Annotated in this window: 12 protein-coding genes and 1 pseudogene; 6 read left to right on the top strand and 7 right to left on the bottom strand. The window is 46.3% G+C overall.

Features of this window, described 5'->3' with window-relative positions; genetic code table 11:
- Window positions 1-22 precede the first annotated feature (22 nt).
- On the bottom strand, window positions 23-529 hold the full coding sequence (tpx, locus tag C0K55_RS05615) for a thiol peroxidase (protein ID WP_000078458.1): 507 nt from the start codon (window positions 527-529) through the stop codon (window positions 23-25).
- A gap of 118 nt (window positions 530-647) precedes the next feature.
- Here tpx and ycjG point away from each other — a divergent pair, with 118 nt between their 5' ends.
- Window positions 648-1,613, top strand: a complete 966-nt coding sequence (gene ycjG, locus C0K55_RS05620) for an L-Ala-D/L-Glu epimerase (protein ID WP_001516473.1) — start codon at window positions 648-650, stop codon at window positions 1,611-1,613.
- Here ycjG and mpaA read toward each other — a convergent pair.
- Window positions 1,588-2,316, bottom strand: a complete 729-nt coding sequence (gene mpaA, locus C0K55_RS05625; RefSeq protein WP_105265995.1) for a murein tripeptide amidase MpaA — start codon at window positions 2,314-2,316, stop codon at window positions 1,588-1,590. The two genes, ycjG and mpaA, sit on opposite strands and share 26 nt — an antisense overlap.
- A gap of 182 nt (window positions 2,317-2,498) precedes the next feature.
- Between mpaA and mppA the strand changes: the two genes are divergently transcribed.
- From mppA to C0K55_RS05640, 3 genes are all read left to right on the top strand, one after another.
- Entirely contained in the window at window positions 2,499-4,112 is a 1,614-nt protein-coding gene (mppA, locus tag C0K55_RS05630; protein ID WP_016262045.1) for a murein tripeptide ABC transporter substrate-binding protein MppA, read from the top strand.
- Window positions 4,113-4,300: 188 nt separating this feature from the next.
- Window positions 4,301-5,383, top strand: a complete 1,083-nt coding sequence (locus C0K55_RS05635; protein ID WP_233432056.1) for a glycoside hydrolase family 25 protein — start codon at window positions 4,301-4,303, stop codon at window positions 5,381-5,383.
- Window positions 5,384-5,386: 3 nt separating this feature from the next.
- Window positions 5,387-7,312 (top strand): GH25 family lysozyme, encoded by a 1,926-nt coding sequence (locus tag C0K55_RS05640; RefSeq protein ID WP_105265996.1) that lies wholly within the window; start codon window positions 5,387-5,389, stop codon window positions 7,310-7,312.
- A 58-nt stretch (window positions 7,313-7,370) separates the two neighbouring features.
- On the opposite strand, the gene ynaI is transcribed toward C0K55_RS05640, so the two are convergent.
- Complete coding sequence (gene ynaI, locus C0K55_RS05645) at window positions 7,371-8,402, bottom strand: low conductance mechanosensitive channel YnaI (RefSeq protein ID WP_001516470.1); 1,032 nt, start codon at window positions 8,400-8,402, stop codon at window positions 7,371-7,373.
- Between the two features lie 244 nt (window positions 8,403-8,646).
- On the opposite strand from ynaI, the gene C0K55_RS05650 reads away from it, so the two are divergent.
- Window positions 8,647-8,904, top strand: a complete 258-nt coding sequence (locus C0K55_RS05650; protein WP_000605648.1) for a DUF2534 family protein — start codon at window positions 8,647-8,649, stop codon at window positions 8,902-8,904.
- 51 nt (window positions 8,905-8,955) lie between these two features.
- Here the strand turns inward: C0K55_RS05650 and uspE are convergent, their stop codons facing one another.
- The 4 genes and pseudogenes from uspE to C0K55_RS27105 form a co-directional block, all read right to left on the bottom strand.
- A complete protein-coding gene (uspE, locus tag C0K55_RS05655) occupies window positions 8,956-9,915 on the bottom strand; it encodes a universal stress protein UspE (protein WP_001516469.1) in 960 nt (319 codons plus the stop codon).
- 151 nt (window positions 9,916-10,066) lie between these two features.
- Window positions 10,067-10,819, bottom strand: coding sequence for a fumarate/nitrate reduction transcriptional regulator Fnr (gene fnr, locus C0K55_RS05660; RefSeq protein WP_000611910.1), 753 nt, complete (start codon window positions 10,817-10,819; stop codon window positions 10,067-10,069).
- A gap of 194 nt (window positions 10,820-11,013) precedes the next feature.
- Window positions 11,014-11,529 (bottom strand): methylated-DNA--[protein]-cysteine S-methyltransferase, encoded by a 516-nt coding sequence (gene ogt / locus C0K55_RS05665; protein ID WP_001516468.1) that lies wholly within the window; start codon window positions 11,527-11,529, stop codon window positions 11,014-11,016.
- Between the two features lie 10 nt (window positions 11,530-11,539).
- Window positions 11,540-11,694 (bottom strand): annotated as a pseudogene (locus tag C0K55_RS27105) (p-aminobenzoyl-glutamate transporter); the annotation flags it as partial.
- A gap of 447 nt (window positions 11,695-12,141) precedes the next feature.
- On the opposite strand from C0K55_RS27105, the gene smrA reads away from it, so the two are divergent.
- Window positions 12,142-12,705 (top strand): DNA endonuclease SmrA, encoded by a 564-nt coding sequence (gene smrA / locus C0K55_RS05670; protein WP_001516467.1) that lies wholly within the window; start codon window positions 12,142-12,144, stop codon window positions 12,703-12,705.
- The last annotated feature ends 8 nt before the right edge of the window (window positions 12,706-12,713 follow it).

Raw genomic sequence — 12,713 nt, forward strand, 5'->3', positions numbered from 1 at the left:
CAATACCATCAGGCATAATAACTTACGCTTTCAGTACAGCCAGAGCTGCGTCGTAATCCGGCTCGGTGGTGATTTCATTCACCAGTTGGCTGAAAATCACATTGTCATTTTCATCAATTACGACAACTGCGCGCGCTGCCAGACCTTTCAAGGGGCCTTCAGCGATCTCAACACCGTAAGCTTTCAGGAATTCGCTATTACGGAAAGTGGAAAGGGTGATTACATTGTTCAGACCTTCCGCACCGCAGAAACGAGACTGGGCGAATGGCAGATCGGCAGAAATACACAGTACAACGGTGTTATCGATTTCTGTCGCCAGTTGGTTAAACTTACGTACTGATGCGGCGCAAACACCGGTATCAATACTCGGGAAAATGTTCAGCACTTTGCGTTTACCCGCAAACTGACCGAGGGTGACGTCAGACAGATCTTTTGCCACGAGAGTAAAAGTCTGCGCTTTGCTACCCACTTGCGGGATGGAATTGGCGACTGTAACCGGGTTGCCCTGGAAATGAACGATTTGTGACATGATTATCTTTCCTGTTTACATATAGTTAACGTCACATCTAGTTTATGCTAACTGTCAATAACACAGCAAACGCTATTTGCGCTTAATCCGCAAACCACCGCGGCAACAAGGAGTAAAGATGAGAACCGTAAAGGTATTTGAGGAAGCCTGGCCGTTACATTCCCCGTTTGTGATTGCGCGAGGTAGCCGTAGTGAAGCGCGTGTGGTGGTGGTTGAACTGGAAGAGGATGGTGTTAAAGGCGTAGGGGAATGTACTCCCTATCCGCGCTACGGTGAAAGTGATGCTTCGGTAATGGCGCAAATTATGAGTGTTGTGCCGCAACTGGAAAAAGGACTGACACGAGAAGAGTTGCAAAAAATTTTGCCCGCTGGTGCGGCACGCAATGCGCTGGATTGTGCGTTGTGGGATCTCTGTGCGCGTAAACAGCAGCAGACGTTAGCTGAATTTATCGGCATAACGCTTCCCGACACTATTACCACGGCGCAGACAGTGGTTATTGGTACGCCGGATCAGATGGCCAGCAGTGCATCAGCACTCTGGCAGGCGGGGGCGAAATTGCTGAAAGTGAAGCTGGATAACCATCTTATTAGCGAGCGGATGGTGGCGATCCGCGCAGCGGTTCCGGATGCGACGTTGATTGTTGATGCTAATGAATCCTGGCGCGCGGAAGGGTTGGCGGCGCGATGTCAGTTGTTGGCTGATTTAGGCGTCGCTATGCTGGAACAGCCGCTCCCGGCACAGGACGATGCGGCGCTGGAGAATTTTATTCATCCGTTACCCATTTGTGCTGATGAAAGCTGCCATACCCGCAGTAACCTGAAGGCGCTGCAAGGGCGCTATGAGATGGTTAACATCAAACTCGATAAAACCGGCGGGCTAACAGAAGCGCTGGCGTTGGCGACCGAAGCGCGTGCACAAGGTTTTAGCCTGATGTTGGGCTGCATGCTATGTACTTCACGTGCCATTAGCGCCGTTTTACCGCTGGTGCCGCAGGTCAGTTTTGCTGATCTTGATGGCCCGACCTGGTTGGCGGTGGATGTGGAGCCGCCGCTACAGTTTACGACCGGCGAATTGCATCTTTAGGATGCCAACGCAGTAAATTCGCCATTGCAAAGAGATACTTTTCGCTGGCTTCATCTGAGGAGACAGGCGGAAACTCGGCGGTAATACAGTGCAAGTTCAGATCAGCACACCAACTGCCGAAGGAGCCGGGCGTTTCATAGCCGACGCTGGTCACCAGCGGTAATTCAAACGCCTGAGCCAGCCATTCACCTAATTCACTGTGCCAGGGATCTTCAATACAAGCCAGCGGATCGTGAAAAGAGACTATCCAGGCGGGTTGGATACGATGAATGAGCTGGCACAACGCCTGGGTTTCAGGTTCTGAGCCTGGTTTATCTCCGGTCAGCAAGACCACATCGCGCTTTTCGGCGGCGCTGTTCCAGCGGTACACCGTTTCACCTTCTTTCCAGTTCGCTGCAGGAAAGTTTCTGTTCAAATCCACACCATTAGCATTGGCTCGTAAACCAAGCTGGCAACCGTCAGGATTCACACAGAGCACGACATGATGGCGGCGCAGAGAAGGGGTTAATGTGCGTAATGCGCAGGAGAGGGTGACGACGGAAGAATTTTCGTCGCCGTGGGTGCCAGCCAGAATCAACCCACTTTCGCTGCTGGCTGCAGACGCCGGAAACCAGATCAATGGCGCACCTAATAATGAACGTCCGTAATGTTCGGTTCCTGGCGGAAAAGCGCCCCGTTCGGCGCGCGGGCGGGTCACGGTCATAATCGTCTCGAATATAAGAAGTATTACAGGCAGTGTTGTGCAAATTTTGCGGATTATCAAATCCTTTTCGACAACGATATGTTATCGATCCTTTATCACTTTTTTACCGGAAGTTATTTGCATTTCTTCAAGGAGAAACAAATAATTACGCATCAATCTTAACATCGTTTTGAGGGTATCTTATGAAGCACTCTGTTTCAGTCACTTGTTGTGCGCTGTTAGTCAGCAGCATTTCCCTGTCGTATGCTGCAGATGTTCCGGGCGGCACAGTACTGGCAGAGAAACAGGAGTTGGTGCGCCACATTAAAGATGAGCCTGCATCATTAGATCCCGCGAAAGCCGTGGGTTTGCCAGAGATTCAGGTCATTCGCGATTTGTTTGAAGGGTTGGTGAATCAGAACGAGAAAGGCGAGATTGTGCCTGGCGTTGCTACCCAGTGGAAAAGTAATGACAACCGCATCTGGACTTTTACCCTGCGCGATAACGCCAAATGGGCCGATGGTACACCGGTAACGGCACAGGATTTTGTCTATAGCTGGCAGCGTCTGGTGGATCCGAAAACGTTGTCTCCGTTTGCCTGGTTTGCCGCACTGGCTGGAATCAACAACGCCCAGGCAATTATTGATGGTAAGGCTACGCCAGCTCAACTTGGCGTCACCGCTGTTGATGCCCATACTCTGAAAATTCAGCTTGATAAACCGTTGCCCTGGTTTGTGAATTTAACCGCTAACTTTGCTTTTTTCCCGGTGCAAAAAGCCAACGTTGAAAGTGGTAAAGAGTGGACGAAGCCCGGGAATCTGATCGGCAATGGTGCTTATGTACTTAAAGAGCGCGTAGTAAATGAAAAGCTGGTCGTGGTGCCGAATACCCATTATTGGGATAACGCTAAAACGGTGCTGCAGAAAGTGACTTTCCTGCCAATTAACCAGGAGTCCGCCGCGACCAAGCGCTATCTTGCAGGTGATATTGATATCACTGAATCCTTCCCAAAAAATATGTATCAGAAACTACTGAAGGATATTCCAGGGCAGGTTTATACGCCGCCGCAGTTGGGGACGTATTATTATGCATTTAACACGCAAAAAGGGCCAACGGCAGATCAACGAGTCCGTCTGGCATTAAGCATGACGATTGATCGTCGTCTGATGGCAGAAAAAGTATTAGGTACAGGTGAAAAGCCGGCATGGCATTTTACGCCAGATGTTACCGCCGGATTTACGCCAGAACCTTCGCCGTTTGAGCAAATGAGTCAGGAAGAACTGAATGCCCAGGCGAAAACATTGTTGAGCGCTGCCGGATATGGTCCACAGAAACCGTTGAAACTTACACTGCTGTATAACACTTCGGAAAATCACCAGAAAATTGCTATTGCCGTCGCGTCGATGTGGAAAAAGAATCTTGGTGTAGATGTCAAATTACAAAATCAGGAATGGAAAACCTATATCGATAGTCGTAACACCGGTAACTTTGATGTTATTCGCGCCTCGTGGGTCGGGGATTATAATGAACCATCGACTTTCTTGACGCTGTTAACATCAACGCACTCAGGGAATATTTCACGTTTTAACAATCCGGCATACGACAAGGTACTGGCTCAGGCATCGACTGAAAATACCGTTAAAGCGCGCAACGCCGATTACAACGCGGCAGAGAAAATCCTGATAGAACAAGCACCGATTGCGCCGATTTATCAATATACTAATGGTCGGTTAATCAAACCGTGGTTGAAAGGTTATCCAATTAATAACCCGGAAGATGTGGCGTATAGTCGGACTATGTATATAGTGAAGCATTAATATGATGTCATCTGGCGCGGTTAAGCGCGCCAGATTTAACAATCCCGATAAAATCCCTTCTTTTTTTAAATCCTCCCTATAAAAAATCATTCCAACGATGGAATTTTGAAATTTTCTGGCAATATCGAACATAAATAATAATCAAATGTTTTATTTGTCAGGTGTATTACATACGCTGAATATAAGCTGTGCTTTACTTTTCTTTACAACGTAAAGTGAATTGCATTCCTGGTGAAATATCTTCATTAGAAAACAGACATACAGCTAAAAAATGGGGTGGTAAAATGAAAAAACTTTCAGCTATTCCGTTAGTTATCTCGTTATTATTCATTAATTATTCCTCTTTAACGCTGGCCGCAGAATCACTGCCCGATGCCTCATCGCTGGGACTGGAAAACTTAACGAATGATCTCTCCCGGCAAGAATTGTTTGTGAAAATTCTGGAATCGGATCCTTCGCGTGATAAAGAGTTTGATTCCTTTGCTGTAAAAAAATATTTTAAATTTCCGGCTGATGTTGCTTACGATTCAGTATTGAATCAACCACGACCCAGTTCTTTATTTGGTGTGGATATCAGCCATCATAACGGCAGGAACTTCCCGATCGAACTGTTGGCAAAAAATAAGTCTGTGTTCTTGTATATGAAGTCCAGTCAAGGAACACGTTATGTTGATCCTGAATTCGCCGGCTTTTGGCAGCGGGCCGGCGATACTGAACGAGGGATAAAACTTCACCGTGGAGCCTACCACTTTCTTTCCAGCGGTACACCGGCAGACGACGCAGAATTGTGGGGACGCAAGCAGGCAATGACGTTTGTCAAAGTTATCAAAGCTAACGGTGGGCTAAGGGCGACAGACATGCCACCGGCAGTGGATGTTGAGTGGGATGTGGATTCATTAACGGGTAAGGACCGCTGGCAGAAGCGCAAACCTGCGGAAATTATAACAATGATCAAGGCTTTTACCGCGCAGGTAGAAGCCGATTTAGGGCGTAAACCGGTTATCTACACTGCACGTGCGTGGTGGAAAGATGCCGTTGGTGGGGAAAATAGTTTCGCCCAGGTCGCAGAACATAAACTGTGGCTGGCTGATTACTCTAATCAGGCACAGGCCAGTGAAACCCCGCGTTCAATTAACCAGACAAAATGGGCAATCTGGCAGTTTACCGATGCTGCACAGCTTAATTTGGGATCGAGTAAGAAATTCGATGCCAGTATTTATAAAGGACCGACTGCTGAGTTTTATTCCACTCTTGGTGTTCAGGAGTTTTAAATTATGAACAAACGATGGCTAATTTTATGTAAATCGGCCCTTGGGCTGTTCATTGCAGGAATATCACTGGGAATGACTGACGTCCTGGCAGATGATATTTGCAAAAATGGCGCAATGGTCCCTGATGAATATTGTCATTTTTTTATCCATTATGGCTCTGAGAACCCTGGGAGACTGGATATCCGAATCAGTGACGCATTAAAAATACCTGATCAGGATGCAGCAAAAACTCGCTCTATCGGGTTGATTATTGCAATTTCAAAATATCCACTTTTGCATGAGGATATTCCTGCCGCAGCGGTAGATGGCCAAAGAATGGCTGATTTTCTTATCAACGGACAGAAGTTTGATGAGGTTATTTTATTAAAAGATCAGGATGCATCGCTGGATAATATTAATTATTTTTTGAAAGAATATCTACCTGCCAGAGGGACGATGTTTGATAAGAAAGCCCGTTTGTTAATTGCTTATTCAGGACATGGGCGTTTTGGTACTCAAAATGGTAATTCTGATAAAGCACCGGCATTTGTTTTGAGTAATGCTACAGATATCGATGGTTCAAAAGGGATGTATGAAATGCCAGCGCTGAATGCACAGCTTAATATTCTGGCAAAGCGTTATTTCCATGTTCTGACTTTAGTCAATGCTTGCTTTGGTTCTGGCTTGTATGGCATGACCATCGGAGCGGGTAACTCTAACTCGTACAGTAATCCAGGTGCGTATGCAATAGCTGCCGGTGACGATAAAACAGAGGTTTACTCGCTGGATGCAAAGCGCGGAAGTGTCTTTTTTGATACAATTATCAAAGGGGTAACGAATGGTGTTGCCGACGAACGTTTTGGTAAGTCATATATGGTAAAGGTAGATGGTAAGAAAGAATACTATGCCGGAATAACCAGAACGTTGAGTTTATTTATCTATGTTAACGATCAATATTCAGATATTAATGAAAAGCTGGATGAACAAGGGAAGGGATTACATTTAAGTGATGCCTGGATTGGTGCAACAGAAATACCCGCAGGCCCTGGGGGATTCTTCTTCATCAATGAGCCTGCGGCAAGTCGTCTGGATAATAAGACTCAACTGGCTGCGGGAAAAGCAGGAGAGTTTACTAATATCGATGTGGCATCATTCTCTATTGATAAGCCAGATTCTTCCCCCGCAGATAATCAAGAAAAAGATAATAAATTAATTGAGATTCCTTATGGTCCCGTAAGTGCAATTCCCAATCGTCCTGATATTCGTATTTTTAAAACGCCGGAGATTTATCCGATCCATGGACATGATATTTCATCTAATGATGGTGAGATCGACTGGAAATTGTTTCAGGAAAAATCGTCTGCGCGTTTTGTATATACGAGAGTAGTTGGCTGGAGAGGTCCCGATTCATCATTTAAGTCTCACTGGAAACAATTAGCTGATTCCAAATTTGACCGTGGAGGTTATTTCAAATTTGATTTTTGTCGCACTCCTGAAGCACAACTGGAAACGGCAAAAAGCCTCCTGCCTGCTGATCCAAATATGTTACCGCCCGGTATTTTATTGGTAAACCCTGAAGGTGAAGATACAACTCAACTAGCCTGTTTTAAAAAATCGGGAATGGCGAAAGCACGTAATGATATTTTGCACTTTGCTGGTCTGGTCTATCAAAATTATCATAAGACCCCCATATTTTATGGCAATCATAATAATCTGTCCCACTTCATGGATAGTCGATTCGAGCAGTATATGGTGTGGATGGGGTATTGGGGACAAGCTGGCGTGAAGCTTGAGGGGCGCAATCCCTGGACGCTTTGGCAATATTCAGGGAATGAAACTGTACCGGGGATCGGCCACAGCACTGAGTCGGAAGTTTTCTTTGGTACTGAAGAACAGTATGTTCAGTTTAAAGCGGGTGAGAATAATGTAGCACTGGCTGCTGTTAATTGAAAAAATAAATAAGACTGGATGGCAAATATGTATATCGCCATCCAGTTTCTGCGGGTTGTTACTTCATCTGATCCGGCGGTGTAATATTATCCATATACAACGTCTGGCTTGGGAAGGCAAAATCTGCGCCATGCGACTGTACAATATCGATAATCTTCAAATAAACATCCTGTTGGACTGCCAGCCATTCGGCCCATACCGTGGTTTTGGTAAAGCAATAAACCATGATATTTAATGACGAGTCAGCAAACTGGTTGAAATAGACCAGTAAGGTTTGTCGCTGATCGATGTCGGGGTGATTTTTCAGCATTTCGCGTACTGCTTCGACAACGGCACCCACTTTTGCCGCGTCTTCATAACGTAAACCGATGGTCGTAGTAATACGACGGTTGGTCATGCGTCCCGGGTTTTCTACGCTGATAGACGAAAACAGCGAGTTTGGCACGTACAGAGGACGGTGATCAAAGGTGTTTATTTTAGTGATACGCCAGCCAATTTCTGCCACCGTACCTTCGATATTTCTGTCCGGTGAACGGATCCAGTCGCCAATGCTAAAGGGGCGATCGAAATAGAGCATAATCCCGGAAAAGAAGTTACTCAAAATATCTTTACCGGCCATACCGACAGCAAGACCACCAATACCACCGAAGGTCAGCAACCCGGAAAGGCTCATACCAAAATGTTCACCGTAAAGCAGAACAATCACCACAATTATGCAGATTTTGATGATACGTGACATAATCCGCGCACTGGTGATATCACGGCCTTTTTTTATCTGTTGTTTTTCAAACTGGTTAATCAGAAGGAATAACTTAACCGTCAGAATAAGCGCAATCAGTGACGTACAAATAAAATCGACGGCGTCTGGTGTGATAAATTTGAGTTTGTAATTTTCAATGACATAATTAATGATGCTGCCAACAGCACTAATAATTATGGTGTAGATCAAAAATTGAACCGCATGGAATAAGAATCCTTTCTTGTTACGATTCCCACGACGAAACAAAAAGCTCATCAGAATCAATGCTGCGCAGCTACCGAAAATAATGACCAGATTAAGCGCATTATTTGTAAACAGTTCAGCGATCATTGTTTTATCAGGCTCCTCCAGATTGGTTGAAGTCATGCCGGAAACCCCTGGCGGTGCTATTTTACCGCGACAAATGATTCATATCATCAATAGTAAGGGAAGGAAGTAGCAACATCAGCGAATTGATCAATAGATTGATGATATAAACGTCAACAATCTGACGCCTTCAGAGCAGACAACGACAAAATGTCATGGTATTGTTACGCGTAAGTAACAGAGAGTTTGTTTGCACAAGGATTACATTATGATCATGATGAAATTAAAGTCAGCGAGGGGAAGAAAGTTTCTCTTAGGCTTGTTGGCGGTTTTTATTATTGCGGCGTCGGTGGTGACTCGCGCAACCATTGGTGGTGTTATTGAACAATATAATATTCCGCTGTCTGACTGGACGACATCAATGTATGTGATTCAATCTTCGATGATTTTCGTGTACAGCCTGGTTTTTACCGTGTTGCTGGCAATCCCGCTGGGAATTTATTTCCTCGGCGGCGATGAGAAATAAGCAAGAAGAAAAGGCCCGAAGTATCGGGCCTCGTGAGTAATTAAAGAACGATTAATCGTCGTCGTCTTCTTCTTCGTCATCCAGTTCAACAGGCGTCTGGTATTGATCGGGTTTGATTACCAGCAGGTCGCAACGGAGATGATCAATCACCTGTTCCGCCGTATTGCCAAGGAATGCCGCGGAAATTCCGGTTCGTCCTACGGTGCCAAGAACGACAATTCCTGCCTGCAAATGTTCCGCCAGATCAGGAATCACTTCTTCCGGCAGACCTTTTTCGACGTGCGTCATGTTTTCATTAATACCGAATTTCTGCCGCAGGGCTTTCATCGCCAGCAAATGTTGTCCGCGGATAGCGTCGTTATAAACGCTTGGATCAAATTCCGGCAGCTCAATAGCAATATTAATAGGAGTAACGGGATACGCGCCAACCAGATGGACTTCGGTGTGATTCACCTGTGCAGCCAGTTCAATCGTCTCTTTCACCAGTTTTTCATTGAGCGCATTATGATACGGCTCTTCGCTGGCGAGATTTACTGCCACCAACGCCTTACCGCCTTCCGGCCACGGTTGATCTTTCACCATCCACACCGGACTTGGGCATTTACGCAACAGATGCCAGTCGGTAGGGGTAAAGATAACCGCTTCCAGACGATCATGTTGGTGTGCCATTTTCAGGACTAAATCGTGCCCACCGCTGACCACTTCCTGAATGATGGCTTCGAAAGGACGGTTATGCCAGACCACTTTGATTTCAATGGGGACGCCAGCGTTAAGATAATATTTCGCCTGCTCGTGTATCCACGCAGTTCGCTGACTGATAACACCCTGACGCATGGCGGTGCGCTCGTCCGGGGAGAGCAGGGTAGTCATTTCGTATGAGAAATCATAAATCGGCAAAAAAGCTTTAATTTTGCCACCAATCCGTTGATGTAAATAAACAGCTCGCCGTAATGCTGGTTGATCGTCCTGGTTAGGATCGATAACAACGAGCATGTTCTGATACATAGCCATACAGGGTCTCCTTACAACAACTGTCAATGCAGTTTGTAATTAAAAGATTAACCCATATCTGGTGAATGAAACAGTGATGAACCTTCTGCCAGATCAATAAATCAGAAAAATTTAATGATATGACAGAAGGATAGTCGATTATGCGGAAAAATCAGGCGACGTTGCGCGTATGACCAGCAAGCAGGGCCAGCGCATCGTTATTTTCGATGGTGATGTATTTACCTTTGACTGCCAGCATGCCGCTTTTTTGGAAGCGTCCCAGCAGACGGCTGATGGTTTCTACCGTCAGGCCCAGGTAGTTGCCGATATCGCCACGAGTCATCGTCAGGCGGAATTCACGAGGGGAGAAGCCGCGTTGGGCAAAACGACGGGACAGGTTGTAGATAAAAGCAGCCAGACGTTCTTCTGCATTTTTCTTCGACAGCAGCAGAATCATGTCCTGATCGCCTTTAATTTCACCGCTCATCAGACGCATCATCTGCTGACGCAGATTCGGCATTTTACCAGACAGATCGTCCAGTGTTTCGAACGGGATTTCACATACCATTGACGTTTCCAGCGCCTGGGCGAAGCTAGGGTGATGACCGCTGCCAATAGCGTCAAAACCTACCAGATCGCCTGCTAAATGGAAGCCAGTGATTTGCTCGTCGCCTTGCTCTGTGATGGTATAACTTTTAATCGTACCGGAGCGGATGGCATAAAGCGATTTAAGTTCATCACCAGCCTTAAACAGCGTCTGGCCTTTCTGAATAGGCTTCTTTCGCTCAATGATATTATCAAGCTGATCAAGCTCATGTTCGTTTAGTGTGAACGGGATGCAAAGCTGACTGATGCTGCAATCCTGGCAATGGATAGCACAACCGCCAGACTGAATGCGCCGTATAATTCGCTTTTCCGGGATCATAGGTCTGCTCAAGCCGTAATTGATATTTGTCAATTTTAACATCTTTTTAGGGAGCAAGTAAGTCTAAGCAAACCTTAACAGCGGAGAATTCCGATAATAGATGTAAATATATATCTATCTACTTGAAAATTCTTAAATTATTAAGGATGGCTTTACATAAAACTGTGAGCAAACCGGCACAAATTGTTTAAGGTCTACAGCAGCAGATAGCCTTCATGGCGCAATAACCACTCTTTTCGCTGCACTCCGCCTGCATATCCGGTCATCGTGCCGTTTCGTCCAATAACCCGGTGGCAAGGTACGACAATACTGATCGGATTTGAACCGTTCGCCGCGCCAACGGCGCGCGCTGCGCCCGGACGACCCAGATGTTCTGCCAGTTGACCGTAATGCATTACCTGGCCACAAGGAATAGTGCGCAATGTTTTCCACACTTCCCGCTGAAATGGAGTACCACCAGTAGCGGTAGGAAGGGTATCAATAATGCTAAGATTACCGGCAAAATAGTCGCGAAGTTTGTCGCTAAGACCGCCGGGATTGGTTGCGGAAATTCGCTCATAACCTTCTTTGCGATAATGGATGTCCAGCAATTGCACCATGCGATCACTGTACTCTTCCCATTCAACCGCCCGCAGACGGAATTGTTCATCGCAAATCACCCATAGTGGACCCAATGGGGTGGCAATTTTTTCTTCAAGTAATCTCAGCATCCGTTCTCTCTCAAGACAAACGTGGGTAAAACCCGGACTAATCAGTAGACCGACAAGATACCATGCCAGCAATATCAGCAGCCATACCACCAAGAATATAAGAGGAGACAGTAAGGCTAACAAATTGTAGGTATCCAGTTTGGCGGCTGGCTTATATCGTTGCAGAAGTCAGAGAAACAGAGATATTAGTGCTGATGGTTATATAGAGGTGCAAACAATGCAAAAAAGGGGGCAGGCAGCCACTGCTGATCGCGTTTTTAGTCTGCGAATGTGATTATCTTCTGCGCACGCATAAAAAAATAGAGCCTGTCGACATCCGCCAGACTCTACAGTACACACAGCAGTGCATCCGCGTCTTTATTCCGGCCTGGGTTCCTGTCTGCCGGTGACAGTGTTATAACGGTTTTACCACTCTGTTGCCAATTTTCTTCAGTGACCGGTTTCACGAAAATATAAGTTAAATCAGCCGCTATACAACTGAGTCATCATGCATTAATGCTTCGCCGTAATATATGTTGTTCCTAATCTGCATACGGGAAATTGCGCCAGACCGTTGTCGGCCTGATGGGGCACAGTTATTATATCGCGCTCTGTATTGCGTGAGGATGCTACATGAACCCTGACGACAAATCGCTGTTTCTTGACGCCATGGAAGATGTCCAGCCACTGAAATGCGCTACTGATGTCTACTGGCATCCAACGCGTAACCAACGTGCGCCGCAGCGTATAGATACGCTGCAACTTGATAATTTTCTCACCACCGGATTTCTTGACATTATTCCACTAAACCAGCCGCTGGAATTTCGTCGGGAAGGGTTGCAACATGGGGTGATTGATAAGCTACGCAGCGGCAAATATCCGCAGCAGGCCAGCCTGAATTTACTGCGCCAGCCGGTGGAGGAGTGCCGTAAAATGGTATTCAGTTTTATTCATCAGGCGCTGGCGGACGGCTTGCGAAATGTGCTTATTATTCATGGCAAAGGGCGGGAAGATAAATCACACGCGAATATTATTCGTAGCTATGTGGCGCGTTGGCTGACGGAGTTCGAAGACGTACAGGCCTATTGCACCGCACTACCGCATCATGGCGGTAGTGGGGCATGTTACGTCGCGCTGCGTAAAACGGTGCAGGCGAAGCTGGAAAACTGGGAACGCCACGCTAAACGTAGTCGATAATTAAATGA

Origin of the sequence: Escherichia sp. MOD1-EC6098 (assembly GCF_002965865.1) — a bacterium.
GTDB lineage: Bacteria > Pseudomonadota > Gammaproteobacteria > Enterobacterales > Enterobacteriaceae > Escherichia > Escherichia marmotae.

Excerpts from the sequence above, each read along its gene's own strand:
- tpx (WP_000078458.1), bottom strand. The coding sequence starts at position 529 with ATGTCACAAATCGTTCATTTCCAGGGCAACCCGGTTACAGTCGCCAAT.
- ycjG (WP_001516473.1), top strand. The coding sequence starts at position 648 with ATGAGAACCGTAAAGGTATTTGAGGAAGCCTGGCCGTTACATTCCCCG.
- mpaA (WP_105265995.1), bottom strand. The coding sequence starts at position 2,316 with ATGACCGTGACCCGCCCGCGCGCCGAACGGGGCGCTTTTCCGCCAGGA.
- mppA (WP_016262045.1), top strand. The coding sequence starts at position 2,499 with ATGAAGCACTCTGTTTCAGTCACTTGTTGTGCGCTGTTAGTCAGCAGC.
- C0K55_RS05640 (WP_105265996.1), top strand. The coding sequence starts at position 5,387 with ATGAACAAACGATGGCTAATTTTATGTAAATCGGCCCTTGGGCTGTTC.
- ynaI (WP_001516470.1), bottom strand. The coding sequence starts at position 8,402 with ATGATCGCTGAACTGTTTACAAATAATGCGCTTAATCTGGTCATTATT.
- C0K55_RS05650 (WP_000605648.1), top strand. The coding sequence starts at position 8,647 with ATGATCATGATGAAATTAAAGTCAGCGAGGGGAAGAAAGTTTCTCTTA.
- uspE (WP_001516469.1), bottom strand. The coding sequence starts at position 9,915 with ATGGCTATGTATCAGAACATGCTCGTTGTTATCGATCCTAACCAGGAC.
- fnr (WP_000611910.1), bottom strand. The coding sequence starts at position 10,819 with ATGATCCCGGAAAAGCGAATTATACGGCGCATTCAGTCTGGCGGTTGT.
- ogt (WP_001516468.1), bottom strand. The coding sequence starts at position 11,529 with ATGCTGAGATTACTTGAAGAAAAAATTGCCACCCCATTGGGTCCACTA.
- smrA (WP_001516467.1), top strand. The coding sequence starts at position 12,142 with ATGAACCCTGACGACAAATCGCTGTTTCTTGACGCCATGGAAGATGTC.